A 25,817-nucleotide genomic window follows, 5' to 3' on the forward strand; every position below is an offset into this window, starting at 1 on the left:
GCCGGACGTCGATGCGTTGTGCGGTCACGGCAATCGCACCCGCCGCACACGACATCGCGCGGTGCATTGACGCACCGCGCCTTCGGTGAAAACCTGAACTCATCCGCGCGTCACGCTTGTGACCTTGCCGTTTTCGATCGTGAGGGTGCGGCGATCCGGACGATAGTCGCGCGTGGTCGGCATGATCTTGCCGTCCTGCATGCCGATGCGCCACGGACAACCTTGCAACATCGATTCGGCGTCCGCGAGCGACTTGCCGACGACGGCCTGATCGGTGGGCGTGTCCGGCGTGCACTTGCCGTTCCGGCCCTGCATTTTTCCTGGCATCTGACCTTGTTCCTGTCCCGGCATCTGCGCTTGCGCCTGCGTCGAATCGGCAGGGCCTTGCGTGCCTTTGCCGTCGCCTCGTGAGCCGTTGCCGGGCGCGGCGTTCACTGAAAGCGCGAAGGTCAGGCATAAGGCAGCGCTTGCATATCCCATCCAGCGAACTGCGTGACGGCGATCTGTGCGCATGCGGCAAAGTGTCGTTTCGGTGGTAGCCATCGTCATTCTCCCGTGGTTGAAAACTTGTGACGCGGAATTGCGCCACCCCGCCACCGTAGGCAGCGGTATGCGTCACGCGCAAGGCGAACCACGCGAGATGTCCCTTCAAACGCTTGCTGTCGTAACGCATAGCACTCAAGATGGCGCGCGACAGCATTCGATGAGTCACTTTCGAGCCTCTTAAGGTTGCCTTAAGGGAGCCTCTCTACGATCACAGTCATGTCAAACGTGGTCGTCTGTAAGGAGAGACACATGCGAACCTCGAAGCTCACTCGTACGCTGGTTGCCGGTGCCGTGCTTGTCGCATTGACGGGCGGCTACGTGGCGGGACGCCAGCACTGGCAGGCACCGGTCGCCTCGGAGATGCTCAGCGACGCCAATGCCATGCCTGTCGCCAACACGCAAAACACCCCGAATACCGCGCCGCGCATGCTGGTGCCGGACTTCTCGCAACTAGCGGAACAATACGGACCGGCCGTAGTCAACATTAGTGTGACGCACGATGGGAAACCTTCTGCGGCGCGCGGTTCGGCTGCGATTCCGATGCCGCCGGGCATGGATCAGAACGATCCGCTGTTCCAGTTTTTCCGTCGTTTTTACGGTGCACCGGGCAACGATGGCGGCGGTGACGGAAGCGACGGCAACGACGGCAGCGGCGGCAGCGGCGGGCCGACGCGCAGTCTCGGTTCCGGCTTTATCGTGAGCCCGGACGGCTACATTTTGACCAACGCGCACGTCGTCGACGACGCGAGTCAGGTCACGGTGAAGCTGACCGACAAGCGCGAGTACAAGGCAAAGGTCGTGGGCAGCGACAAGGCGAGCGACGTCGCGTTGCTCAAGATTGCCGCGACGGATCTGCCGACGGTGAAGATCGGCGATCCGTCGAAGTCGAAGGCCGGCGAATGGGTGGTGGCCATCGGGTCGCCCTACGGTTTCGACAACACCGTGACGGCAGGCATCGTGTCGGCGAAGGCTCGCGCCTTGCCAGACGAGAACTACACACCGTTCATTCAGACGGATGTACCGGTCAATCCGGGGAATTCGGGCGGGCCGCTATTCAATCTGAACGGCGAAGTCATCGGCATCAACTCGATGATCTATTCGCGCACCGGTGGCTTCCAGGGGTTGTCGTTCGCGATTCCGATCGACATGGCGATGAAGGTCAAGTCGCAGCTCCAGCAGTACGGCAAGGTGAGTCGCGGCCGGATCGGCGTGGCGATTCAGGAAGTGAACCAGTCGCTGGCGAAGTCGTTCGGTTTGTCCAAGCCTACGGGGGCGCTCGTGTCGTCCATCGACAAGAACGGCCCTGCGGCGAAGTCGGATCTGAAGCCGGGCGACGTGATTCTGGCCGTCAACGGTACGACCATCGACGATTCGGTGCAGTTGCCGGAGAAGATTGCCGATATGCGTCCGGGCCAGAAGGCAACCCTGACGGTCTGGCGCAATGGCGCGAAGCAGGACGTGAGCGTGACGGTGGCGGCGCTGGGTGAGAAGCAGGACGTTGCGAGCCGTGACGACTCGGCCACGCACGGGCGGTTGGGTCTCGCGGTACGCGATCTTTCGCCCGAGGAGAAGCGCGCGGCGCAAGTCACGAACGGTTTGTTCGTGGCGCGTGTGGGTGGGCCTGCCGAACAGGCCGGGGTGCAGCCGGGCGATATCATCCTGTCGCTTAACGGCACGCCGGTGACGAGCGCTTCGCAACTGAGCGACAGGCTCAAGAAGGCGGGCAACAATGTCGCGCTGCTCGTGCAGCGCGACGGACAACAGATTTTCATCCCGGTCGATCTCGGCTAAATGCTGGGCGAGACCCCCTCGGGATACCACGCACTACCTTGTGCGCAGGTGGGGGAGCGGTCGTGATGTGACGACTGCCTCTCCACCGGTGCGATCCGGCATCGTGATGACATGAACGGGAGGTCGAATATGTGGCAACAATGGCAACGCTGGTCGGTGGCCGCCGCGACGGCCGCAGTAATGGCTGGGAGTCTGGGCGGTATCTCGGCTGCCCATGCGCAAGGCGGGATGCTGCCGCCGTCGATGCAGCAGGGGAATGTGACGTATGTCTCGGGCGGCATCGACAGCGACGAATCCGGGGCTTTCAAGCGTGAGGCGTCGCGCTGGCCGTTGTCTATCGAGATGGCGGCACGCGGCGACGGCGCAAACGAGTACGTGGCCGATGTACAGGTGCAGATCATGCACGGCGGCACCACGGTGCTCGATACGCGCTCGAAAGGGCCGTTCATGCTCGTGAAGCTGCCCGAAGGCAACTACACCGTGAAGGCGACGTATGACGGCAAGCCGATGACGAAGGATGTCCGCGTGTCCGCCAAGGGGCACGCCGCAGCCATGTTCCTATGGCCGCGCGAATGATGTGCCGATCAGCCGCCTCAGGCGAAGGATCACGGATGACGAGGTAACCCAGGCAATACCACTCTGCAACGAGTGAGCGAGTTGCGCCGCCATGTTTGACGTGGCGGCGCTTTTTTTTGTGCTGCGGGAAATGAAGCGAGACGCGATTCGTCCGAGGGTGTCGCGGTTCAGACCGCGCTCTGGCACGCGGAGGCTTGGCCTTCGGCCGTGTCTTCGGATGCGCGTACCGCGAAGGTTTGTTTAACGGCGATGCCGTTCTTGATCGCCGTTATCTCGGCGAGAATCGCCACGGCGATCTCTGCGGGCGTGCGCGCGCCAAGGTGCATACCGACCGGGCCGTGCAGTCGTTCGATTTCTGTCGAACTCAGATCGAAGAGCGACAGACGCTCGCGGCGGCGCGCATTGTTCACGCGTGAGCCGATGGCGCCAATGTAGAACGCGGGGGACTTGAGCGCTTCGAGCAGCGCCATGTCGTCGAGCTTCGGGTCGTGCGTGAGCGTGAGCACAGCGCTGTGAGAGTCAAGCTGCAGCCGCACGATCAGATCGTCCGGCATCTCGCGCGATAGCTCGGTGCCCGGCACCTGCCATTCGTCGGCGTATTCACTGCGTGGATCGCAGACGATCACGTGATAATCGAGCGCGCACGCCATACCGGCGACGTATTTTGAGAGTTGTCCGGCGCCGATCACCACCAGCCGGCGGCGTGGGCCGTGCGAGGTGATGAGCCGGATACCGTCGAATTCGAGCGAAGGCGTGTGATGGCCCGGCGCAATGCGTACCGCGCCGGTCGCCATGTTCAGTTCGCGCACGACGAGGCGGAATTGCGCGATGGCGTCGAGCAGGTCCGCAACGCGCGACGCATCGCGCAACGGCTCGAGCACCAGTTGCAACGTGCCACCGCAGGGCAACCCGAAGCGGTGGGCCTCCTCGGCGCTCACGCCATAGCTGGTGAGTTGGGGACGGTCCTGTGGCCAGTCGCCGTCGCGAATGCGGTCGATGAGGTCGTCCTCGACGCAGCCGCCCGAGACGGAGCCGACCATGTGGCCGTCTTCACGAATCGCGAGCATCGAGCCCACGGGACGCGGGGCAGAGCCCCAGGTGCGTACAACGGTGCCCAGCGTGACGAAAAAGCCCGCGCGGGTCCACTGTACGGCGGACTTCAGCACTTCCAGATCGACACTGTCCATAGCACGGTTCCTTCGCCAATATGCGAGCGGCCAGCCGATGGGAGCCAAGACGCGGGGCCACCCCCTTCCATGCCCTTCAATTCGTCGCCCGATGTGATCCGGCGAGTATATCGCGCCTTGGCATGCGCTGTATTTGCGCCGATACTCCGCTCATCTGCCTGCTTCGCGGGCGCATGACGGTCGTTTTTGGGGGCGGAGCGGGCGTCGATCCCAACGTCGCCGCCGTCATCTGACGTGAGTTGACTCGTGTCACAATACTTCGAGGTTCGAGTTAACGCCGAAATACCGCCGCAACACCAACGAGTCATCACATCGCGTTTGGGGAGGGGCAATGGAACTGCAAAATAGCCGGCAGTTGCCGGTGGCACGAGATGTCGCATGGATCGCGCTGAACGACCCAGGCGTCCTGCGCGGGTGTATTCCTGGCTGCGAATCGCTTGACCGTATCGACGACACGACGTGGGCGATCGTCGTCGTCGCCTCGCTGGGGCCGCTGAGCGGACGCTGGAATGGCCGCATCACGCTCTCCGATGTGGTGGCACCAAGCGCGTATACATTGAATTTCGACGGACTGGGCTCGTCGGCCGGGCACACGCGCGGCCGGGCGGCGCTCACGTTGCAATCGCAAGGACCGATGAACACACTGCTGACGTATGACATGAAGGCGCAATTCGGCAGCGAGTACACCCATCTGGACACCCCTCAAGTCAAAGAGGCGGTCCGCGGGCTCGCCGACGAGTTCTTTAAGCGCCTGACGGCCGCCATCGCCCCCCATCACAAGCGCAACGACCCCGTCGCCGCCGATGGCGAAGTGGCCGCCGCGCTCGCGACGTTTGCCGACGCACGCGGTACGTCTTCCATGCGCGCAAAGATGGCGCGCTGGTGGCCATGGGCCGTGGCGGTGGTAGTGCTGATTCTGATCGTGCTGTGGGGCAACCATGCCAGTTGAGCGTCGTCAGGGGAAAGCGGGCAAAGCGACCGTAGGCAAGCCGGAAAGAGCGGGCAAGGCGAGCGTCGCCCTTACCGCCGGCGCGCGCAACGCCGACGCGCTTGCGCGGGAGTTACTGGCCGCGGCCGAAGCGCTGGAGGCGGCCAGCAAGCCTCCGGCACCTGTCGGAGAAGCGAGCTACGACGTGCGCGTGCGCATTCGCGACGGCGACACGCCGGTGTTCGGGCCGGGACGTCTGACGTTGCTGCGAGCCATCGAAGCGACAGGGTCGATTTCTGCGGCGGCGCGCCGCATGGGCATGTCGTACCGGCGGGCTTGGTTGCTCGTCGAAGCGATGAATCACGAATTCCGCGAACCGCTCGTCACCCGCCATATCGGCGGCGTGTCCGGTGGCGGCGCGCAACTCACGCCGTTCGCGCAGAACCTCATGGCGCACTACGACACGCTCATCAAGGAAATCCGCTTGCTGCTCGACGCCCACGTGCCGATCTTCGACGCCTACCTCAAAGGCGGCAAGGCCGTCGACCCGGACGAAGCCGAAGCGTAAGCAAACACCAGCTTCCGGTCGCTGATTCCCCTGCTTCCGGACTATCACGAAAACGTTAAGTCTTCGTGAGGACTTCGTCACCGGTCTGAGGCGACACTGACTCCATTGACGCGAACCCCGCGATGGAGGTCACCATGTCCCGCCTGACGAAGTCCGTGCCGCTTGCGGCACAGCCCCCGGCGCGGCCCGGGCCGGTACAGCCGGGTTGGCTGCGCGTCACCCACTGGCTGAACGTGCTGGCCGTGCTCGTGATGATCACGAGCGGGTGGCGTATCTACAACGCCTCACCGATCTTCGGTTTTCGCTTCCCCAACGAGATCACGCTGGGCGGCTGGCTTGGCGGCGCGCTGCGCTGGCACTTTGCGGCGATGTGGTTGCTGGCGGCCAACGGACTCGTCTATCTGTCGACCAATCTTGCGAGCGGCCGCCTGTCGCGCCGCTTCTTTCCGCTGACCTTGCGCGGCGTGCTGCGCGATGCCTTCGCTGCGCTGCGCGGCCGTCTCGCGCACGACGATCCCCGTCAGTACAACCAGGTGCAACGCGCCGCATATCTGTTCGCGGTGCTTGACCTGGTGCTGCTCGTGGCGTCGGGGCTGGCGATCTGGAAGCCGGTGCAGCTCGGTTGGCTTTGCACGGCGTTCGGCGGATTTCAGGGCGCGCGCGTGGTGCATTTCGTCGCGATGGCGGGCCTCGTCGCGTTCGTCGTGGTCCATGTCGCCATGGTGGCGCTAGTGCCTCGCACACTGCGCACGATGATTACCGGACGCTGAGTGCGCCCGCCACGAGAGACCGAACTGCCATGACCTTCGAACGACAATCCCGCAACGTTCCGCCCATCGCCCCGGTCGTGCGCGACGGCGAAGCGATTCTGCACGAAGCGCGTGCGTTGATGACGCGTCGTGTGGCCGAGCCTTCTCGCAGAGCCTTCCTGACGCGCACGCTGTCGCTCGGCGGCGTGGCGCTGCTCTCGGGGTGCTCGCTGGACGACAACGCCAGCGTGGATGCGGCGCTGGACAAGATCTCGCGCTGGAACGACCGCGTACAGGCCGCCCTGTTTCGTCAGGACGTGCTGGCGCCGACGTTCCCGGCGTCGAGCATCACACGTCCGTTCCCGTTCAACGCGTTCTATTCGATGGACGAAGCACCGGTGGTCGAAGAAGCCGACTATCGGTTGGAGCTGTCCGGACTGATTGCGGACAAGGCGCCATGGCGTCTTGATGCGCTCCGTGAGTTCGCGCGCCCGCGTGCGGCGGAGCAGATCACGCGTCACGTCTGCGTGGAGGGCTGGAGCGCCATCGGCCGCTGGGGTGGCGTGACGTTCTCCGACTTCCTGCGACGTATCGGCGCGGACACGACTGCGCGCTACGTCGGCTTCAAATGCGCCGACGACTACTACACGAGCATCGACATGCCCACGGCACTGCATTCGCAGACGTTGCTCGCGCTCACCTACGACGGCCAGACGCTGCCAAGGGAGTACGGCTTCCCGATGAAGCTGCGTATTCCCACGAAGCTCGGCTACAAGAATCCCAAACATATCCGCGCGATTTTCGTGACCAACACGTATCCGGGCGGGTACTGGGAGGACCAGGGCTACAACTGGTTCGGCGGCAGTTGACGCCAACGCGTGACTGCACGATTCACGGAGCGCAGACCTGGCGCTCCGGCAGGGCTCACTCACATTTGGAGGATTACGGCAATGAAGATGCGATATCTGGCGGTGATGGCAATGGGACTGGCGCTCGGCACCGGTGCCGCTTTTGCGCAGGACGCGATGAGCAAGGGCGATGCGATGTCGAAGGGCGGTGCCATGAGCAAAGGCGATGCCATGAGCAAGGACAAGGACATGGACAAGAGCGGCAAGATGTCCAAGGGCGACGCGATGGGCAAGGGCGATGCCATGTCGAAGGGCGGTGCCATGGGCAAGCACGACGCCAAGGGCAAGATGGACAAGGACGATGGCATGTCCAAAGGCGATGGGATGGGCAAGGGCTATTAAGTCAGGCGATGGGAAGCAACAAGGCGTCGCAGCGGACTTCCGTTGCGACGCCTTGTCTATTGTGACGTCACCGACGCTGGCAGCGGTGCCGCGCAACGACGAGCTAGCGCGTCAGCGCCACCGATTTGATGAGCAGAAACACGTCGCGGCCCGACGCCAGTTGCAGTTGATCGGCAGAGAAGCGGGTGATGCGTGCGCGCAGCGCCGTGCCTGCGGTATCGCCGAGGAGCGTGGCGCTGACTTCCACGGAGTCGCCAAGATCGCGCAGCGTCGTCACGCGTGCGCGCAGCACGTTCAGCACACTGGTATCGACGGGCGGCGCGGTGGCCACTGCGACATCGCGCTCGCGCACGAGAATGCGGCAGGCATCGCCTGCGTCGCCGCTGGCGCGCGGCACTCGCAGCCGGATCGTATCGCTGCCGTTCACGGCAAGCTCGGTCAGACCGTACTGCGTGTCGTGCCCGACGATGCGCGTCTCCAGCACGGTGCCCGGCGCTTCGTCCGCGCCGTCGAGCGCGTCGCGATGCGTATTGAGCACGTCGGCCGGTGCACCTTGCGAGATCGTGCGGCCGTCCTTGAACAACACCACCTGATCGGCCAGTCGCATCACCTCGTCGAGCGAATGCGTGACGTACAACACGGGTAACTTCAACTCGTGACGAATGCGGTTCAGGTAGTCGAGCACTTCGAGACGCCGCGCATGATCGAGCGAAGCCAGCGGCTCGTCCATGAGCAGCATGCGCGGGCACGACAGCAAGGCGCGGCCGATACCCACGCGTTGTTTCTCACCGCCCGACAACGCCCCCGGACGGCGGCTCATCAGGTGTTCCAGATTCAGCACGTCGACCACGTGCTCCAGCGCAATTGCCCCGGTGCCTGCGGCGGCCATGTCGCGGCGTCGTAACCAGCGGCCGAAAAGCAGGTTCTGACGTACCGTCAGATGCGGCAGCAGGCGGGCGTCCTGAAACACGTAGCCGATGCGGCGGCGCCACGTCGGCAGGTTGACCCCGGCGGCACTGTCGAAGAGCACGTCGTCGCCCACGACGATGCGCCCTGCGTTGGGTTTGAGCAGGCCGGAAACGGCATTGACGACGGTACTCTTGCCGCTGCCCGACGGCCCGAACAGCGCGGTCACGCCCATGCCTGCGGCGAACTCCACGTCGAGCCTGAAGTCGCCGAACGAATGCTGGAGACGAACTTCAACCGTCATAACCAAGCGCCTTGCGATTACCGAAGCGGATCAGCACTTCGGAGAAGATGAGCGTTGCCACGGCCAATACGACCGAGATCGCACACAGACGCCAGACCATCGCGTCGCCATCCGGCACCTGCGTGGCGGTGTAAATCGCCAGCGGCAGCGTTTGCGTTTGTCCGGGAATATTCGACACGAACGTGATCGTTGCACCGAATTCGCCGAGTGCACGGGCGAACGCGAGTACGAAGCCATGCAGCACGCCGGTGGCAGTGAGCGGCAGTGTGACCGTGAAGAAGGTGAGCCACGGGCCGGCGCCGAGTGTCTGCGCGGCTTGCTCCAGCTTGGTGTCCGACGCTTCGAGCGCTTGCCGGATCGCTCTCACGAGCAGCGGGAAGCCCATCACGCCTGCCGCGAGCGCGGCGCCCGTCCAGCGAAACGCGAAGGTGAAGTTGAACCACTCGCGCAATAGCTTGCCGATAGCGCCTTGTGCGCCAAACAGCACGAGCAGGGCGAAGCCGACGACCACCGGTGGCAGCACGAGCGGCAAGTGCAGGATGGCGTCGAGCAGCGCCTTGCCGGGGAAATGCCGGCGAGCGAGCAGCCAGGCGGCGCCGTAGGCGAAGGGCAGGCTGCAAAGCGTGCCCCACAAGCCGATGCGCAGGCTGAGTTCGACGATGCCCCATTCTTCCGGGCTGAGACTCATGAGCATGCTTAGGGACGGCTGAAGCCGAAGCGCCGGAACGTGGCCTGAGCCGTGGGGGTTTGCAGGAATTTGTAGAACGGATCGGCGTCGGCACGGTTGGCCTGCTTCGTCACGGCAACCGGGTAGACGATCGGGGCATGACTGTCGGCCGGGAACGTGCCGGCGATGCGCACGCGCTTCTCGGCGTTGGCGTCGGTCTTGTACACGATGCCGTAGGGCGCTTCACCGCGCGCGACCAGCAGCAAGGCGTTACGCACGTTGTCGGCGGCGGCGACCCTGCCTTGTACCTTCGACCAGATGCCGAGCTTCTCGAGCGCCGCTTTACCGTAGAGGCCCGCCGGCACATGGGCCGGATCACCCATGGCGAGGCGGCCGTCGCCGAGCTTCGCGTCGAGGTCGGCGCCCGGCTTCAGATCGATGTCGCCCGTGGTGGTGGCCGGCGCGATCAGCACCAGTTCGTTGCCAAGCAGGTTGCGACGCGTGCTGGTGTCGATCAGGTCATGCTTCTGGGCGTAGTCCATCCAGTCCTGGTCGGCCGAGATGAACACGTCGGCCGGTGCGCCTTTTTCGATCTGGCGGGCCAGCGTCGAACTCGCGCCGTACACGAGCACCGGCTTCTTGCCGGTTTCCTTGGTGTAGGCGGCGGACAAGTCATCGAGAGCGTCTTTCATGCTGGCCGCAGCGAACACTTGCTGGGCTGCGGTGTGGCCGGCAAACAACAGGCTCGTGCCGACGGCGGCAACGCCCAGTGCGCGACGCAGCATCGTGCCGGACTTTCGCGGGGTTCGGGACTTCAGGCTAGCGATGACGACAGCTTTCACGAATGTGGTCTCCAGCATGGGGTGGCTAGGTCGGCTCGATGTCTGGCGGCGAACAGGTCGCGCGCCTTGAGCAGACTCGTGGATGCAATCGGGCAGCAAGGCCGGATTGCCGGTCGCGAAGTGGGGGCAACGCGTTATGTAGAATTATATATAACGCTGCGACGCTGTGTAGGTATCTGCCGTATGGCGGCGTCCGAAAGTCGTGCGGTGCGGGAACTTCGCGTTGTGAAACGGAGAAATCGGGACGATCGGGACAAGCGGGACGATGTACGTCCCCTCGCGCAAAGGCGGGCACCAACGAACAAGCGCCCGGTGACGGGCGCCTGCTAACTAATATAGGGGGTGGTCTCGAAAGACGGGGTGCGCCGTTCGACGCGTGCGCTCAGGCGAGGCCGGCCTGTGGCGTTTCACTCTCCGGGCGCAGCATCGCCGGGCTCATGCGCAGCATGTCGAAGAAGCCGTCGACCACCGCATCGCACTCCACGCCGAGATCGTAGTCGGGCAGGAACAACCAGTCCGACATCATGCCGACCACAAGCGCGTGCAGCATGATCGCCGCCACGCGCGTGTTGAGACGCTTCGGCAACTGATTTCGCTCAATGGCGCGTTCCATGTCTCTCATGATGCGCTGCTTGCCGTCGGCGCACGCTTCACGCTGACGCTCGAGCACCGAGAGCATCTCGTTCGTGTATTCGCACTTGTGGAACAGAATGTCGAGCACGCGACGGCGGCGCTCGTTACGCGCCGTCTCCTTGAGCACGAGCTTGCAGATATCGTGCATTCGCTCCATCGGATCGCCGTTCTCCGGCTCGGTGCACACCTCGTCGATCATGCGTTCCATGGGCAGACGGATGCGATCCATCATGGCGTTGAACAGGTCGATCTTGTTCTTGAAGTGCCAGTAAATGGCGCCGCGGGTCAGGCCAGCGGCTTCGGCGATGTCGGCGAGCGATGTGCGTGACACCCCTTTCTGTGCGAACACCGTCTCGGCGGTGTCGAGCAACAGATTGCGGGTCTCGATCGCTTCCTCTTTGGTTCTACGGGCCATCGTCGTGTCACAGGGGTGGGGCGGCGGAAATTTTGCGAAATGCGATGAAAAACACGGTGCACTTTGATGCAACGCAATGTGATTTACATACATTCATGAATGTATCTATAATAGCAGCCGCTTGCTCTATTGCACAGGGAACATTTAAGCTCCTTCGTCTAGGGGAAAAGCCTCACCCATGTGAGGGAGCCATTTGAGGCCAGATCACCCGGGCCTTGGGCATTCGCCGACCCGTCTTTATGCGACGGGACTGCAGACCGGTCTTCGCCGCTGCAATCGTCGCAACCGCAATCGTCGCAACGTATCGTCAATTTGTTTGACCGCATTCCATTTATCGGGGGCGTATATGCACGTCAAGAGAAGTTCACTGGGGATGGTCACGGCCGTGGCACTCGCGGTATTGACCTTGGCCGCATGCGGCAAGAAGCCGCAGCAGCCGCAGGGCATGGTGCCGGAAGTCGGCGTCGTGACGCTGCAACCTCAGAACGTAACACTGACGACCGACCTGCCAGGACGCACTTCGCCCTTCCGCGTTGCCGACGTGCGCGCGCGTGTCGATGGCATCGTGCTCAAGCGCGATTTCACCGAAGGCGGTGACGTCAAGGCAGGCCAGCGTCTGTACAAGATCGATCCGGCCACGTATCAGGCGGCTTACGACAACGCCAAGGCCACCTTGGCCAAGGCCACCGCGAATCAGGCCTCGACAAAGCTGCTGGCCGATCGCTACAAGCAACTGGTCGCAGTCGAGGCTGTCTCGAAGCAGGACTACGACAACGCCGTCGCCGCTGCGCTGCAGGCCGACGCCGATGTGCAATCCGGCAAGGCGGCGGTCGAAACGGCGCGAATCAACCTCGGCTACACCGACGTGCCGGCCCCGATCTCGGGCCGTACGGGGTTGTCGCAGGTGACCGAAGGCGCTTACGTGCAATCGGGGGCGGCCACGCTGATGACGACCGTTCAGCAGATCGATCCGATGTACGTGGACGTGACGCAATCGGCGACGGAAGGGCTTCGTCTGCGCCGTGCGCTGGCCGACGGCAAGCTGCAAAGCGGGGGCAAGAACGCCGCCAAGGTGGAACTGACGCTGGAAGACGGCACGAAGTACCCGCTCGAAGGCAAGCTGCAGTTCTCCGACATCACGGTGGACCAGTCGACCGGCTCGGTGACCGTGCGCGCCATCTTCCCGAACCCGAATCGTGAGTTGCTGCCCGGTATGTTCGTGCACGCCAAGCTTCAGGAAGGCGTGAAGGAAGGGGGGCTGCTCGTGCCGCAACAGGGTGTCACACGTGACCAGAAGGGCCAGCCGACCGCGCTGATCGTGAACAAGGAAGGCAAGGTCGAACTGCGTCAACTGGTGACCGATCGCGCGATCGGCGACAAGTGGCTGGTGAGTTCGGGGCTGGCAGCGGGCGATCAGGTGATCGTGTCGGGTCTGCAGAAGGTACGCCCGGGTGCACCGGCAAAGGCTGTGCCGGCGCAACAACCGGGGTCGACTCCGGCGGGTGCCAGCGCACCGGCTGCTGCGGTGCCTGCCTCGCAGGCGAGCACTGCCTCGGCCGCCAACGCTCAATAACGCGGAGCCTCATTCATGGCAAAGTTTTTTATCGATCGCCCGATTTTTGCGTGGGTGATCGCGATTGTCATCATGCTGGCCGGTGCGCTTTCGATCCTGAAGCTGCCGGTCTCGCAATATCCGCCCATCGCACCGCCTTCGGTGCAGATCACTGCGACCTACCCGGGCGCTTCGGCGCAGACCGTTCAGGATACGGTCACGCAGGTGATCGAACAGCAGATGAACGGTATCGATAACCTCGAGTACATGTCGTCGACGTCCGACGGCTCGGGTACGGCGCAGATCACGCTGACCTTCTCGCAGGGCACGAACCCGGACATCGCACAGGTGCAGGTGCAGAACAAACTGCAACTTGCCACGCCGCTGCTGCCGCAGCAGGTGCAACAGCAGGGTATCAAGGTGGCCAAGGCGACCAAGAACTTCCTGCTGGTGATCGGCGCGTACTCCGACGATGGCCGGATGACCGACATCGACCTTGCGAACTACATTGCCGCCAACGTGCAGGATCCGATCAGCCGTGTGAACGGCGTGGGTCAGGTGCAGCTCTTTGGCTCGCAATACGCGATGCGTGTCTGGGTCGATCCACAGAAACTGAACGGCTATAACCTGACCGTCATCGACGTTTCGAGCGCCATTCAGGCGCAGAACGTGCAGATTTCGGCGGGCGAGCTGGGCGGTGCGCCGGCGGTCAAGGGGCAACAGCTCAACGCGACCGTGACGGCGCAAAGCCGTCTGCAAACGCCGGAGCAGTTCCGCAAGATTCTGCTCAAGGTCAACAAGGACGGCTCGCAGGTGCGTCTGGGCGACGTCGCCCGTGTCGAACTCGGCGGCGAATCGTACCAGGTGGTTGCACGCTATAACGGCAAGCCTGCCGCGGGTCTGGCCATCACGCTGGCTACGGGCGCGAACGCGCTGCAAACGGCCACGGCGGTCAAGCAGGCGGTTTCCGATCTGGAGCCGTACTTCCCGGCCGGGATGAAGGTCGATTACCCATACGACACCACGCCGTTCGTGAAGATCTCGATCGAAGAAGTGATCAAGACCCTCATCGAAGGTATCGTGCTCGTGTTCCTGGTGATGTATCTGTTCCTGCAAAACCTGCGGGCAACGATCATCCCGACGATCGCCGTGCCGGTCGTGTTGCTCGGTACGTTCGGCATCATGGGCGCGGCAGGCTTCTCCATCAACACCTTGTCGATGTTCGGTCTGGTGCTCGCCATCGGTCTGCTCGTCGACGATGCCATTGTGGTGGTGGAAAACGTCGAGCGGGTGATGGCCGAAGAGGGGCTGAGTCCGAAGGAAGCGACGAAGAAGGCCATGGACCAGATCGTCGGCGCGCTGGTAGGCGTGGCGCTCGTGCTCTCGGCGGTGTTTGTGCCGATGGCGTTCTTCGGCGGCTCGACAGGGGCCATCTATCGCCAGTTCTCGCTGACGATCGTGGCAGCCATGGCATTGTCGGTGCTGGTGGCGATCGTGCTGACGCCGGCCATGTGCGCGACGATTCTCAAGCCGATCAAGAAGGGCGAAGTGCACGAAAAGCGCGGCTTCTTCGGCTGGTTCAACCGCACGTTCGACAAGGGCTCGAAGAAGTATCAGGGTCAGGTGGAGCGTATTCTGAAGCGCAGCACGCCGCTCCTGATCGTCTATGTCGTGATCGTCGCGACGGTGGGCTTCCTGTTCATGCGCATGCCGACGGCGTTCTTGCCGGATGAAGATCAGGGCTACTTCTTCAACCTGGTGCAATTGCCGCCGGGCGCGTCGCAAGAGCGCACGCTCGAAGTCATGAAGCAGGTCGAGACGCACTACCTCGAGAAGGAAAAGGACGCCGTGCGTTCGATCTTCACGGTGACGGGCTTCGGCTTTAACGGCCGTGGTCAGAACGTGGGTCTGGCGTTCACGATGCTGCGTCCGTGGGAAGACCGTCAGTCGTCCGATCTGAAGGTGCAGGCGGTGATTGCGCGTTCGTATAAGGCGTTCGCGAGCGTGAAGGACGCCATGATCTTCGCGATCAACCCGCCGTCGGTGCCTGAACTGGGTAACGCGGGCGGTATCGACTTCGAACTGCAGGATCGCGCAGGCCTCGGCCACGACGCGTTGATGGCGGCGCGTAACCAGCTCCTCGGTTTGGCTGCAAAGAATCCGAATCTGGCGAACATGCGTCCGAACGGTCTTGACGACACGCCGCAGTACAAGGTGGACGTCGACGAAGAAAAGGCGGCTGCACTTGGGCTGTCGATTGCCGATGTGTACACCACGCTCTCGGCCTCGTGGGGTTCGTCCTACGTGAACGACTTCATCGACCGGGGTCGCGTGAAGAAGGTGTACGTGATGGCGGAACCGAAGGACCGCATGCTGCCGCAGGACATCAACAAGCTGTACGTGCGCAACGCTAGCGGAACCATGGTGCCGTTCTCGGCCTTCGCCACCGGCAAGTGGATCTACGGCTCCCCGCGCCTGGAACGTTACAACGGCGTGCCTGCGGTGGAAATTCAGGGGATGCCGGCACCGGGCAAGTCGTCGGGTGACGCCATGAAGGCCGTGGAGGAAATTGCAAAGCAACTGCCTCCGGGTATCGGTCTGGAGTGGACGGGGCTGTCGTTTGAAGAGCGCATTTCCGGCTCGCAGGCACCGGCGCTGTATGCCATCTCCATCCTGATCGTGTTCCTGTGTCTGGCGGCGTTGTACGAGAGCTGGTCGATTCCGTTCTCGGTGATTCTGGTGGTGCCGCTGGGTGTGTTGGGCGCACTGCTGGCCGCAACGTTGCGCGGGTTGTCGAACGACGTGTACTTCCAGGTGGGTCTGCTCACCACGGTGGGTCTGTCGGCGAAGAACGCGATTCTTATCGTGGAATTTGCCAAGGATCTGCAAGAGGAAGGCCGCTCGCTGATGGAAGCGACGATGGAGGCGGTGCGACTGCGGTTGCGCCCGATTCTGATGACGTCGATGGCGTTCGTTCTCGGGGTGTTGCCGCTTGCGATCTCGAACGGCGCCGGCTCGGCCTCGCAGCACGCTATCGGCACCGGCGTGATCGGCGGTATGCTGGCGGCAACGTTCCTCGCGATCTACTACGTACCGATCTTCTTCGTGCTCGTGCGCAAGCGCTTCGCTCATGAGGAACTGGATACCGTGGAACACCCGGAAGCGCGTCACGAGCCACTCGACGCCGGCCCCGCCAAGGAAGGAAACTGACTATGAAGCACAAAGCATTGCCGATGGCCTTGGCGGCAGCGTTCCTGGCAGGCTGTACCCTCGCGCCGCATTATGAGCGGCCCGAGGCACCGGTAGCCACGTCGTTCCCCACTGGCCCGGCCTACAAGACGTCCGGGGCGGCGAACCAGAACGGCACCACCGGCAGCAATGCCCTGGCAGCCGCCGATCTGGGCTGGCGAGATTTCTTCACCGATCCTCGCCTGCAGAAGCTGATCGAGATCGCGCTGGAGAACAACCGCGATCTGCGAGTCTCGATGCTCAACATCGAAGCGGCGCGTGCGCAGTACCAGATCCAGCGCTCGGCGCTGCTGCCCTCGGTTGGGGCGGCGGGGCAGGCGTCGGTTCAGCGCTCGCCGGCGGATTTGTCGTCGTCGGGACGTGCCGGGATCAGCCGTAGCTATCAGGTTGGTGTGGGTTTCACGTCGTATGAACTAGATCTGTTCGGTCGTATCCAGAGCCTGAAGGATCAGGCGTTGGAGACGTATCTGGCGAGCGAGGACACGGCCAAGGCAGCGCATATGACGCTGATCTCGGAAGTGGCGACGGCGTACCTCACCTGGCTGGCGGATCAGGAGTTGCTCAGACTCACGACCGACACGCTCAAGAGCCAGGAATCGTCGTATAACCTGACCAAGCGCAGCTTCAACGTGGGCACGGCCTCAGGGCTGGATCTGCGTCAGGCGCAAACGCCGGTCGATACGGCGCGGGCAAATTTCGCGCAGTACACGCGTCAGGTTGCACAGGACGAAAATGCGCTCGCGCTGCTCATCGGCCAGCCGTTGCCGGCCGATTTGCCGCCGGGACGTCCGCTCGATGGGCAAGGTCTGCTTACCGACTTGCCGGCCGGGTTGCCTTCGGATCTGTTGCTGCGGCGTCCGGATGTCACGGCGGCCGAGCACACGCTCAAGGGGGCCAACGCGAACATCGGTGCGGCGCGTGCGGCGTTCTTCCCGACGATTTCTCTGACGGCAAACGCCGGCACGGCCAGTGCCTCGCTGAGCAATCTGTTCAAGGGCGGGCAGGGTGCATGGTCGTTCGCACCGACCATCACGCTGCCGATCTTCGCGGGCGGGCAGAACGTCGCCAACCTCGATCTGGCCAAGGTGCAGAAGCGTATCGAGATCGCCAACTACGAGAAGGCGATTCAGACGGCGTTCCGCGAGGTGTCCGACGGGTTGGCCGCACGCGGCACGCTCGACGATCAGGTCTCGGCGCAGGAGTCGCTCGTCAAGGCGAGCGACGAGAGCTACAAGCTCTCGGACCTGCGCTATCGCAACGGTGTGGACAGCTACCTGAACGCACTTGTGTCGCAACGCTCGCTGTACTCGGCGCAGCAAACGCTGATCGCCACGCGTCTGGCGCGCTGGACCAATCTCGTCACGCTGTACAAGGCGCTCGGCGGTGGTTGGGAAGAGCGCTCGGTTCCGGCCAACGCCGGGACGGCGTCGGCACCTGCGGCAGCATCGTCGTGATCGTGTCGCTTGCGTCGACGATGTCGTGAGGCAGGCGGCGGTGTGAGCCACTTGTCTCGCTGAGGCGCAATGCTTGAACCTCGAAACGCCCGGCCATGTGCCGGGCGTTTCGTTTTTGTGAGTCATGTCGTGCGAGAAATTGGCTCAGTTCCCAAGAAGTTTAGACGCCGGGTTCTACGCTCGCCCCTACCTCGCGTAGCGCTTCGTCGCTATCCTTGATCGCGTTGTATTCGCAACACCCCGAGCGTCGACGCGAGCGTTTCCAGACATTGGCGAATCGTCGCACGGGGCATATATAAGCTGACTGCTTTTCCAGGGAGAGACACCATGAGCGATCTTCAAGCTCGCTTCGACGAGGCGGTAGCCCAGTCCAAGACGCTGCCGGAACGCCCCGACAATTTCACATTGCTGCGTATCTATGCGCTCTTCAAACAAGGCACCGAGGGTGATGTGTCCGGCACGCGTCCGGGCATGACGGATTTCGTCGGCCGTGCCAAGTTCGATGCCTGGGAAATGCTCAAAGGCAAGTCGAAAGAAGAGGCGCAAGAAGCTTATGTCGCACTCGTCGACGAGCTGAAGGGATAACGTTGCCGGGCACGCGGTTGCCCGTCACGAGCCAATGAGGCGGTGCCGAACTCGTTCGGTACGGTCAGCCCAAAGACGGCGACTTCGGTCGCCGTTTTTTTTATGGACGTTCGTTGAGGGATGTGGCGTCGCGTGTGGAAAGTGAGGTGGCGCATGACGGGGCAGGTTTTGCGGCGCAATCCGATTGGCGTGTGACGAAGCGTGGGCGACGATGGACGCGTCATCAACGAGACGGGAGACCGAACCATGCAACAGGATCGACGACACCAGCGGCGTCGCGCCGACCGGCAGGCGCTTCGCGATACGCTGGCTAATCACCGCTTTCCGCCGATGCGAGGCGCTCGGCGAACACCATCGCGCGATGCTGGCGGACGGCGAGGCCGAGGGCAGTTGCCGCTGCCGTCGCCGTCGCGTACGCGGGGGAGGCCGCAAGGCGAGGCGGCGGAAGGGAAACCGACGAGCGGCGGGCGTTGCAAGACCCGCTTTCGCGGGGGCGCAATGCTTGACGTCATGTTCACACTGGCGGCGCTTATGGCTGGCGCGCAGGGCTTCGCCCATTGGCAGGCGGCGGGGGCAATGACATCCGCCGAGCTTGCTCCTTCGAAGACAAATGTCGTGTTGGCATTGCCAGCGCAAGCGGGGAACGATGTATGGCACGCTCGTCGGTCCCCGTGATGTGGCCGCCGCGTTTGGGCAGGGGGAACAAGGCGTGCGTGCGTCGTATGGCGGGTTTTACGCTGCTTGAGTGGGTGCTGGCAATGCCGCTCGGGTTGCTGATCGTGACGGCGGCGATCGCGATCTATCTCGCGGGCATTCGATTGTGGCGGGTTCAGGCGGAGCGATACGACGTTACCGAGCGCGCGATCTTTGCATTGACACAACTCACCCGTGCCGTTGGCATGGCGGGATACCGGAACTGGGACCCGATGGAGGGCGCGATCTGGCCGCCGGGGCCTGTGAAGCGCGAGTGGCCGTCGTTGCGAGCGAGTGCGGCATGCGCCGGCACCGTCGACACGTGTGCGCGATCAGGGTGGCAAGGCAGCTCACTGCTGGAAGTGCAGTTCCAGGGGGCGGGATTGTCGGAGGGCAACGGTGCCATCCACAACTGCGCGGGCATGCGTACCCGAGCGACGGGACGTCCGGACGACAGACATCTCAGCATCTTCTATGTCGATAAGGGCGAGGACGAGATTCCCTCGCTCTACTGCCGCTACGGTGAGCGTCAAACGCGCTCGACGGATCTGCATCCGGCACAGGTGCTGGTGAGCGGGGTGGAGGCGATGTACGTTCGGCTAGGGTTTCGCGTCGGCGGGACCGGGTCTTTGCGTTGGGTTGAGCCCGTCAGAAGTCTGCGCCGCAGGCCGCCAAGCCCGCCACCCGGGGAGGGCGGATGGGAGAACGTCGCGGCGGTGGCCTTTTCGCTGGTCTTGCGCGGCGCGCCGCGGAGCGGTGGCAAACCACGGACCACGCGGGTGGTCGAAGTGTTCGATGCGGCATCCGGTGGTCGTGAGTACAAGCGGCTGGGTAACGCCGGAGACGTTCATCTGCACGTATTCAATGCGGTGGCCTATCGTCGCAACGATGGTGGCGTCGGCGAGGAGGCGAAATGGTTGGCGTCTTCATGGTGATGTGGCTGGCGGCGCTGATGACGCTTGCCGCATCCGGCATGCACCATCGCCAATTGGCCAGCCGTTTCATTGCCTATACGAACGATCGCGCAGGGGCGTTTGCGGCGGCGGACCGGGCGCTTGCCGAAGCGCGCGATTGGCTGACGCATGAGGCGCGTGCCGCGGATATTGCCGCCGTGCCGGCGTTCGAGGCGGGACCACAGGGCGTGCTTGAGGCGAACCATCGCGGTGACATCTGGTACCAGCGCCGTGTGCCGAGATGGCGAACGGTCGAATGGAATGGCAGTGCCGCCGTCGTTGCGACGCGAAGGGCGCGCTACTTCATCGAGAGAATCGCGTATTCGGCGTATCTGGCGGGCGAACCGGAAACGCGCGACGTGCCAGTGCGGCGGTATCGCGTGAGTGCGATGGGGTGTGGCGAGTTGCCAGGCACGCGTGTGTATTTGCAGGCGATCTATGAAGTCCGGCAACGAACGGGGAAAGCGGGTGGTGGCGGTGAACTGGCATCGTTTTCATCGCGTTCGTTGAGTTGGCGTGAGGTTGCCAGGTGGCATGACAGCAGTGCTGTGACACCTGCGCCGGGCACTCGTAGCGAGCATTGCGATGCGTCCTGATCTACGTGCCGCACGCGGCGTCACGATGCTGGAGTGTGTCATTGCGATGGCCGTGCTCGCCGTTGCACTGATGGCGGTTTCGCCTTCCATCGACACGGTTCGCCGCCGGGTGGCGGTAGACATCACGGCGCGAGCGTTTCTGGCATCGCTGCAGGCAGCGCGTTCCGAGGCGCTGGGACGGCACCGGCGCGTGGCAATGGCCCCACATGACGGCGGGAGTCTGAATAGCGGCTGGGTGACGTTCGTCGACCAGAATCGCAACGATCGCTTCGATGCGGGAGATCAAGTGCTGGGGCGATACGCGCCATTGCCACCGGGCGTGAGTGTCGACGTGCGATGGGGGTTGTACAACACCGAAGGCCTCGCGTTCGCAGAAGACGGTTTCATGCGAACGCAGACACGAGGGTGGTTGTCGGGGACGGTGCGCATTGCGGGGCACGGGCGGCGCGTTTGCATCATCATCAATGCCTACGGACGCGCCCGTGTGGCTCGACGCTGTGATGCGTGGGCCGGGGCGCAGCGATTACATGACCGGTGGGGGGCCGATGTCGTTGCGTCGGGACGAGGTTGTCGCAGACGCGCGAGGTGTGTCGGACGTATCTGACGCATAGGGGGCACCCGCTTTCGGCGTCGACGGCTTCGTTGATTCCTGCCAGAGCTTGATTCCTTGCCACGCGAGAACGCCGAGGCTGCCCCACTTGAGACTGCGGCGTACCACGCGTCCGACAGGGGTATGCGACAAACCGGTGAGCGCCAGCGAGGCAACGGAACTGACCAGCGGATAGCGCTCAAGCAGTCCGCCGAGCTTGAGTCCGGAACTGGCGAGGCCGCTAATGCTGGCGAGGTTGGCAAAGCCACCGGGCAGCAGATAGCGTACCCAACGGAAATTGCGCAGGCGTTCGCGCGTATCGTGCGAGGCTTGAATCAGTTCGGCGCGCTCAACAGCGATACGCGTGAGCACGAGTTCCTTGCGAATGGCGAGGAGGTCATGACGCGAGCGTCGTGACGGTCGCGTGCGGCGAGGGCGGTTCTGTTCCAGCGGCACGGGCAGATCTCCTTCAGTCCGGACGCAGTGCGTCGCGGTCCTTTTCGAACTCGGCCAGTGTGGCCTCGAACGGCATCGGGGCATCGCGCAGAATGTTGCGCGCACGCAATGCGCACCAGCCGGCGAGCAACAGATACACGACGAAGATGCCGGTCATGGCCTGGAGGCGATAGGTGTCCCAAAAAATCACGATCACCAGCGCGGCCAGCGACACGAGAGCGAGTACGCCGAAGAGCATCGCGGCCAGACCAAGGAAAGCGACGCCCATCAGACGTTCTTTCTCTTCGGTCAATTCGATGCCGATGAGTTCGATGCGCGACTGCAGGATCTCGAGCAACGCACCGGCGAGGCGCCGCAGTGAAGGCCGCGGCGGGGTCGTGCGATCATTGGCGGTCATGGGCTGGACTTGTGGGCGGCTCACCTGACCCGTCGCACCGGTCAGGTGGGCTCCGCCATAGGCAGAATAGGCGAGAAAGCAACTGGCGTCGACGTAGCTTACTTGCGGTTGAGCAGCAGGCCGATCACCACGCCGATACCGGCGGCGATGCCCACCGCTTGCCACGGATGGTCGTGAACATAGTCGTCGGTCGCGCGAGCGGCTTGCTTGCTCTTCTCGACAACGACCACCTGCACGTCGGAAGCCTTTTCCTTGGCTTGCTTGAGCAGCGTCAGGGCCTTGTCGCTCAATTCGGATGCGCGCTCACCGGTCGTGTTGGCGGCTTGTTTGAGCAGGTCTTCGGCGTCGGCCAATACGGATTTGATATCAGTCATAAACTTCTCCTTGTTGGTGTGCACTATGCGACGTAGTCGTTACCCGATTCTGGGAGGAAAATGCGAAGGGGATATGGGTGTTATCGTAACGCTTTCAACGAATCGTTGCCATAAAACAACATCCCCCGAGGGCGCCATATTGCGAATAATTATGTGCAATCAATTTTTTATTCGTTCTGGCAAAGCTTAGCATCCTTTAGTCTTTACCCCACTGACTTGAAGGTTCTCAAGGAGACCGTAAATGACATTGCGTTTGGGTGACATTGCCCCCGATTTCGAGCAGGACTCGTCGGTTGGCAAAATCAAGTTCCACGAATTCCTTGGTGACGGTTGGGGTGTGCTCTTCTCGCACCCGGCCGATTACACGCCGGTGTGCACGACCGAACTGGGTCTGACCGCAAAACTCAAGGGTGAGTTCGAGAAACGCGGCGTGAAGGCCATCGCGCTGTCGGTTGACGACGTTGAGTCGCACAAGGGCTGGATCAAGGACATCAACGAGACTCAGAACACCACGGTCAATTTCCCGATTCTGGCCGACGGCGATCGCAAGGTTTCGCAGCTCTACGACATGATCCATCCGAATGCCAGCGAAACCGTGACGGTTCGCTCGCTGTTCGTGATCGACCCGAAAAAGAAGGTGCGCCTGATCATCACGTATCCGGCCAGCACGGGCCGCAACTTCGACGAGATCCTGCGTGTTATCGACTCGCTGCAACTGACCGACAATTACTCGGTCGCCACACCGGGTAATTGGAAGGATGGTGAGGACGTCGTGATTGTCCCGTCGCTCAAGGATGAAGCCGTGCTCAAGGAGAAATTCCCGAAGGGTTACAAGGCCGTGCGTCCGTATCTGCGTCTCACGCCGCAGCCGAACAAGTAATCCGGCTAACGCCGCAGAAGACAGCGGATGAGAAAAAGCCAGCTCGACAGAGCTGGCTTTTTTGTTTGGTACGCGCCGTCGCCCGGGGGATTGACGGCCCGCGAAGTGCGGCCTGAGAAACGACGCGTACCAGACAAGTCGCATGAACCGCGATGCGCTGCGCGATCTGCACTGCGCGACCGCTCGCGGTTCACGCAACCCGATCCCTCGTGACGATCGATCAGAAGAACGCCTGGATGCCGGTTTGCGCGCGGCCGAGAATCAGTGCGTGGATGTCGTGGGTGCCCTCGTAGGTGTTGACCACTTCGAGGTTCACGAGGTGACGGGCAATGCCGAACTCATCGGAGATGCCGTTGCCACCCAGCATGTCGCGTGCCAGACGTGCGACGTCCAGTGCCTTGCCGCACGAGTTGCGCTTCATGATCGACGTGATCTCGACAGCCGCGGTGCCTTCGTCCTTCATGCGGCCCAGACGCAGGCAGCCTTGCAAGCCCAGCGTGATTTCCGTCTGCATGTCGGCGAGCTTCTTCTGGATCAACTGATTGGCGGCGAGCGGCCGGCCGAACTGCTGACGGTCGAGCACGTATTGACGCGCGGTATGCCAGCAGAATTCAGCGGCGCCCAATGCACCCCAGGCGATACCGTAACGCGCCGAGTTCAGGCAGGTGAACGGCCCCTTCAGGCCGGAGACGCCCGGCATCAGATTCTCTTCCGGCACGAACACCTGATCCATCACGATCTCACCGGTGATCGAGGCGCGCAGGCCGACCTTGCCGTGAATCGCCGGGGCCGACAGGCCTTTCCAGCCCTTTTCCAGAATGAAGCCGCGAATCTTCTCCTCGCCATTCTCGTCGGCGAGCTTGCCCCAGACCACGAAAACGTCGGCGATGGGGGAGTTGGTGATCCACATCTTCCCGCCGCTCAATTCATAGCCACCTGCAACTTTCTTGGCGCGCGTAGTCATGCCGGCCGGATCGGAACCGTGGTTCGGTTCGGTCAGACCGAAGCAACCAATCCACTCGCCGCTGGCCAGCTTCGGCAGGTACTTCTGCTTCTGTGCTTCGCTGCCGAATTCGAAGATCGGCACCATGACGAGCGACGACTGTACCGACATCATCGAACGATAGCCCGAGTCGACGCGTTCGACTTCGCGTGCGATCAGCCCATAGGCCACGTAGCTCAGGCCAGGGCCACCGTATTCCTCGGGAATCGTCGGGCCGAGCAGGCCGATCTCACCCATCTCGCGAAAGATGGCGGCGTCGGTGCGCTCATGACGGAATGCTTCGAGCACGCGCGGCGCGAGCTTGTCGTTCGAGTACGCGGCGGCGGCGTCGCGAATCATGCGCTCTTCGCCCGTGAGCTGTGCGTCCAGCAACAGCGGATCTTCCCAATGAAACTGTGCATTGCCTGCCATGACCTATCTCCTCCGACGTTCTCAAAAATTGGCCGACGCCATCCTCGTCGGCCCGTTTGGCGCATGTGCGGCATACGTTGCCGTATCCCGCACCGGGAAAGCTCGTCGACTTGACGAAAGTTCCGCAATGCGGAACAATGTTCTGAAATCGAAGTTAGTTTAACACTAAAATTTTTTGTCAGGCAACGGCCAGTGCGTGTACTGGCCGAACCTATTTGAAGCGGAGTGCGCGATGGTTGTGGTCAAAACGTCCCTGTCAGCCTTCACCGGTGCGCCGGCCCATGGCGTGCCGCCTTCGCACGACGAGCGCAAGTTCGTCACGGCACTCGCACGGGGTCTCGATCTGCTGCGCGCCTTCGGACCCGACGACGCGCTGCTGGGTAACCGCGACTTTGCAGCACGCACCGGGCTGCCGAAGGCGACCGTCAGTCGCCTCGCTTACACGCTGACGGCGCTGGGGTATCTGCGCTACGACGCCGAGCTTGGCAAGTACGCACTGGATGCCGGCGTGCTGGCCTTGGGGTACGCGTTCCTGAGCGGTACCGACATGCTGACGCTGGCTCGCCCGCACATGCGAGCGCTGGCCAAGGAAATGGGGTGTTCCATTTCACTCGGTTGCCGGGAAGGTATCGACATGATGTATCTCGAAACTATCCGCAGCGACTCGGCGCACCTCACGCTGGGTCTCACGGCGGGCTCACGTCTGTCGATGCTGACGAGTTCGATGGGGCGCGTCTACCTCGCGGTGATGCCCTCGATCGAGCGTGAGACGATGCTCGCCGATCTACGCGATGCCTACGATGCGAATCCGGCCGCGTTGCGCAATGTCGGTTGGGACGTGCTCCAGTCTGGCGTCGAGAAAGGGATCGAGTCGTACAAGCGCGAGGGATGTTGCTACTCGTTTCGCGAGTGGCATGAAGGCGTGAATGCGGTCGCAGTGCCGCTCCGTGACGTGCGGCAAAACCGCTGGCTGGCCATCAGTTGCAGCGGCCCGTCGTCGTCGATTCCAGATGCGGTCTTCCGCGAGGAGATCGGTCCACGTCTGAAGCAACTGGCCGCCCGTCTGAGCGGACAGGCTTAAGGTTGGCGGCAGATCGGGTTGGGGGCCGCCTGCGGCACTCCAATGCGCTTTAAGTCGCACCGCAGGCGGCCCCCAACCCGATCCACAACCGATATCGATCCGACGACACCCATCGACACGATGAGCGCTGCGCGGCGGGGCGCACGATGGCAGTGATTGTCCGCTCCCTTGACGTAGCGACT

The 25,817-nt window shown here is 62.9% G+C and carries 26 protein-coding genes; 16 read left to right on the plus strand and 10 right to left on the minus strand.

Going from position 1 to position 25,817, the window contains the following annotated elements:
• Positions 1 to 99: 99 nt before the first annotated feature.
• The gene (locus tag PCO31110_RS18285) at positions 100 to 543 is read right to left on the minus strand and encodes a hypothetical protein (RefSeq protein WP_150691084.1); all 444 of its coding nucleotides are present in this window, start codon (positions 541 to 543) and stop codon (positions 100 to 102) included.
• Positions 544 to 795: 252 nt separating this feature from the next.
• Between PCO31110_RS18285 and PCO31110_RS18290 the strand changes: the two genes are divergently transcribed.
• Together PCO31110_RS18290 and PCO31110_RS18295 are read left to right on the plus strand one after the other, a co-directional pair.
• Positions 796 to 2,337: a DegQ family serine endoprotease gene (locus tag PCO31110_RS18290; protein WP_150691085.1), complete on the plus strand. Its 1,542-nt coding sequence runs from the start codon at positions 796 to 798 to the stop codon at positions 2,335 to 2,337.
• A gap of 129 nt (positions 2,338 to 2,466) precedes the next feature.
• The gene (locus tag PCO31110_RS18295; protein ID WP_150691086.1) at positions 2,467 to 2,913 is read left to right on the plus strand and encodes a carboxypeptidase regulatory-like domain-containing protein; all 447 of its coding nucleotides are present in this window, start codon (positions 2,467 to 2,469) and stop codon (positions 2,911 to 2,913) included.
• Positions 2,914 to 3,080: 167 nt separating this feature from the next.
• Here PCO31110_RS18295 and PCO31110_RS18300 read toward each other — a convergent pair whose 3' ends face one another.
• Complete coding sequence (locus PCO31110_RS18300; RefSeq protein WP_150691087.1) at positions 3,081 to 4,100, minus strand: XdhC family protein; 1,020 nt, start codon at positions 4,098 to 4,100, stop codon at positions 3,081 to 3,083.
• A gap of 331 nt (positions 4,101 to 4,431) precedes the next feature.
• Here PCO31110_RS18300 and PCO31110_RS18305 point away from each other — a divergent pair, with 331 nt between their 5' ends.
• The 5 genes from PCO31110_RS18305 (at position 4,432) to PCO31110_RS18325 (ending at position 7,595) form a co-directional block, all read left to right on the plus strand.
• The gene (locus PCO31110_RS18305; RefSeq protein ID WP_150691088.1) at positions 4,432 to 5,049 is read left to right on the plus strand and encodes an SRPBCC family protein; all 618 of its coding nucleotides are present in this window, start codon (positions 4,432 to 4,434) and stop codon (positions 5,047 to 5,049) included.
• The gene (locus tag PCO31110_RS18310) at positions 5,039 to 5,596 is read left to right on the plus strand and encodes a winged helix-turn-helix domain-containing protein (RefSeq protein ID WP_150691089.1); all 558 of its coding nucleotides are present in this window, start codon (positions 5,039 to 5,041) and stop codon (positions 5,594 to 5,596) included. The genes PCO31110_RS18305 and PCO31110_RS18310 overlap by 11 nt, the downstream gene beginning before the upstream one ends.
• 134 nt (positions 5,597 to 5,730) lie before the next feature.
• Entirely contained in the window at positions 5,731 to 6,366 is a 636-nt protein-coding gene (locus PCO31110_RS18315) for a cytochrome b/b6 domain-containing protein (RefSeq protein ID WP_246189893.1), read from the plus strand.
• Between the two features lie 29 nt (positions 6,367 to 6,395).
• Complete coding sequence (locus PCO31110_RS18320) at positions 6,396 to 7,214, plus strand: molybdopterin-dependent oxidoreductase (protein ID WP_217427288.1); 819 nt, start codon at positions 6,396 to 6,398, stop codon at positions 7,212 to 7,214.
• Positions 7,215 to 7,295: 81 nt separating this feature from the next.
• On the plus strand, positions 7,296 to 7,595 hold the full coding sequence (locus tag PCO31110_RS18325) for a pentapeptide MXKDX repeat protein (protein ID WP_150691090.1): 300 nt from the start codon (positions 7,296 to 7,298) through the stop codon (positions 7,593 to 7,595).
• A gap of 103 nt (positions 7,596 to 7,698) precedes the next feature.
• Here PCO31110_RS18325 and modC read toward each other — a convergent pair whose 3' ends face one another.
• From modC to PCO31110_RS18345, 4 genes are all read right to left on the minus strand, one after another.
• Complete coding sequence (gene modC / locus PCO31110_RS18330) at positions 7,699 to 8,805, minus strand: molybdenum ABC transporter ATP-binding protein (protein WP_150691091.1); 1,107 nt, start codon at positions 8,803 to 8,805, stop codon at positions 7,699 to 7,701.
• Positions 8,795 to 9,493, minus strand: a complete 699-nt coding sequence (modB, locus tag PCO31110_RS18335; protein WP_036662124.1) for a molybdate ABC transporter permease subunit — start codon at positions 9,491 to 9,493, stop codon at positions 8,795 to 8,797. The genes modC and modB overlap by 11 nt, the downstream gene beginning before the upstream one ends.
• An 8-nt stretch (positions 9,494 to 9,501) precedes the next feature.
• Positions 9,502 to 10,314 carry a molybdate ABC transporter substrate-binding protein gene (gene modA / locus PCO31110_RS18340; RefSeq protein WP_246189894.1) on the minus strand — a complete coding sequence of 271 codons (813 nt, stop codon included), beginning with the start codon at positions 10,312 to 10,314 and terminating at the stop codon, positions 9,502 to 9,504.
• Positions 10,315 to 10,696: 382 nt separating this feature from the next.
• Entirely contained in the window at positions 10,697 to 11,362 is a 666-nt protein-coding gene (locus PCO31110_RS18345; protein ID WP_010808491.1) for a TetR family transcriptional regulator, read from the minus strand.
• A gap of 346 nt (positions 11,363 to 11,708) precedes the next feature.
• Here PCO31110_RS18345 and PCO31110_RS18350 point away from each other — a divergent pair, with 346 nt between their 5' ends.
• The 7 genes from PCO31110_RS18350 to PCO31110_RS18380 all read left to right on the plus strand — a co-directional run bounded on the left by PCO31110_RS18350 (position 11,709) and on the right by PCO31110_RS18380 (position 21,048).
• Complete coding sequence (locus PCO31110_RS18350; RefSeq protein ID WP_150691092.1) at positions 11,709 to 12,935, plus strand: efflux RND transporter periplasmic adaptor subunit; 1,227 nt, start codon at positions 11,709 to 11,711, stop codon at positions 12,933 to 12,935.
• 15 nt (positions 12,936 to 12,950) lie between these two features.
• Positions 12,951 to 16,124: an efflux RND transporter permease subunit gene (locus PCO31110_RS18355; RefSeq protein ID WP_150691093.1), complete on the plus strand. Its 3,174-nt coding sequence runs from the start codon at positions 12,951 to 12,953 to the stop codon at positions 16,122 to 16,124.
• A gap of 2 nt (positions 16,125 to 16,126) precedes the next feature.
• Positions 16,127 to 17,617 carry an AdeC/AdeK/OprM family multidrug efflux complex outer membrane factor gene (gene adeC / locus PCO31110_RS18360; RefSeq protein WP_150691094.1) on the plus strand — a complete coding sequence of 497 codons (1,491 nt, stop codon included), beginning with the start codon at positions 16,127 to 16,129 and terminating at the stop codon, positions 17,615 to 17,617.
• A gap of 327 nt (positions 17,618 to 17,944) precedes the next feature.
• A complete protein-coding gene (locus PCO31110_RS18365; RefSeq protein WP_010808495.1) occupies positions 17,945 to 18,202 on the plus strand; it encodes an acyl-CoA-binding protein in 258 nt (85 codons plus the stop codon).
• A gap of 650 nt (positions 18,203 to 18,852) precedes the next feature.
• Positions 18,853 to 19,830, plus strand: coding sequence for a PilW family protein (locus PCO31110_RS18370; RefSeq protein ID WP_150691095.1), 978 nt, complete (start codon positions 18,853 to 18,855; stop codon positions 19,828 to 19,830).
• On the plus strand, positions 19,809 to 20,444 hold the full coding sequence (locus PCO31110_RS18375) for a pilus assembly protein (protein WP_150691096.1): 636 nt from the start codon (positions 19,809 to 19,811) through the stop codon (positions 20,442 to 20,444). The genes PCO31110_RS18370 and PCO31110_RS18375 overlap by 22 nt, the downstream gene beginning before the upstream one ends.
• A complete protein-coding gene (locus PCO31110_RS18380) occupies positions 20,434 to 21,048 on the plus strand; it encodes a GspH/FimT family pseudopilin (RefSeq protein ID WP_150691229.1) in 615 nt (204 codons plus the stop codon). The genes PCO31110_RS18375 and PCO31110_RS18380 overlap by 11 nt, the downstream gene beginning before the upstream one ends.
• Here PCO31110_RS18380 and PCO31110_RS18385 read toward each other — a convergent pair.
• The 3 genes from PCO31110_RS18385 to PCO31110_RS18395 all read right to left on the minus strand — a co-directional run bounded on the left by PCO31110_RS18385 (position 20,968) and on the right by PCO31110_RS18395 (position 22,287).
• Positions 20,968 to 21,489 (minus strand): DUF3318 domain-containing protein, encoded by a 522-nt coding sequence (locus tag PCO31110_RS18385; RefSeq protein ID WP_174979638.1) that lies wholly within the window; start codon positions 21,487 to 21,489, stop codon positions 20,968 to 20,970. The genes PCO31110_RS18380 and PCO31110_RS18385 overlap by 81 nt on opposite strands.
• A gap of 13 nt (positions 21,490 to 21,502) precedes the next feature.
• Positions 21,503 to 21,886 (minus strand): phage holin family protein, encoded by a 384-nt coding sequence (locus PCO31110_RS18390; protein ID WP_010808500.1) that lies wholly within the window; start codon positions 21,884 to 21,886, stop codon positions 21,503 to 21,505.
• Between the two features lie 98 nt (positions 21,887 to 21,984).
• The gene (locus tag PCO31110_RS18395) at positions 21,985 to 22,287 is read right to left on the minus strand and encodes an ElaB/YgaM/YqjD family protein (protein ID WP_144265750.1); all 303 of its coding nucleotides are present in this window, start codon (positions 22,285 to 22,287) and stop codon (positions 21,985 to 21,987) included.
• Between the two features lie 214 nt (positions 22,288 to 22,501).
• On the opposite strand from PCO31110_RS18395, the gene PCO31110_RS18400 reads away from it, so the two are divergent.
• Positions 22,502 to 23,140, plus strand: a complete 639-nt coding sequence (locus tag PCO31110_RS18400; RefSeq protein ID WP_150691098.1) for a peroxiredoxin — start codon at positions 22,502 to 22,504, stop codon at positions 23,138 to 23,140.
• 220 nt (positions 23,141 to 23,360) lie between these two features.
• Here PCO31110_RS18400 and PCO31110_RS18405 read toward each other — a convergent pair whose 3' ends face one another.
• Complete coding sequence (locus PCO31110_RS18405) at positions 23,361 to 24,554, minus strand: acyl-CoA dehydrogenase (RefSeq protein ID WP_010808503.1); 1,194 nt, start codon at positions 24,552 to 24,554, stop codon at positions 23,361 to 23,363.
• A 232-nt stretch (positions 24,555 to 24,786) separates the two neighbouring features.
• Here PCO31110_RS18405 and PCO31110_RS18410 point away from each other — a divergent pair, with 232 nt between their 5' ends.
• Complete coding sequence (locus PCO31110_RS18410; protein WP_246189895.1) at positions 24,787 to 25,635, plus strand: IclR family transcriptional regulator; 849 nt, start codon at positions 24,787 to 24,789, stop codon at positions 25,633 to 25,635.
• Positions 25,636 to 25,817: the final 182 nt, after the last annotated feature.

Source organism: Pandoraea communis, assembly GCF_902459745.1.
GTDB lineage: Bacteria > Pseudomonadota > Gammaproteobacteria > Burkholderiales > Burkholderiaceae > Pandoraea > Pandoraea communis.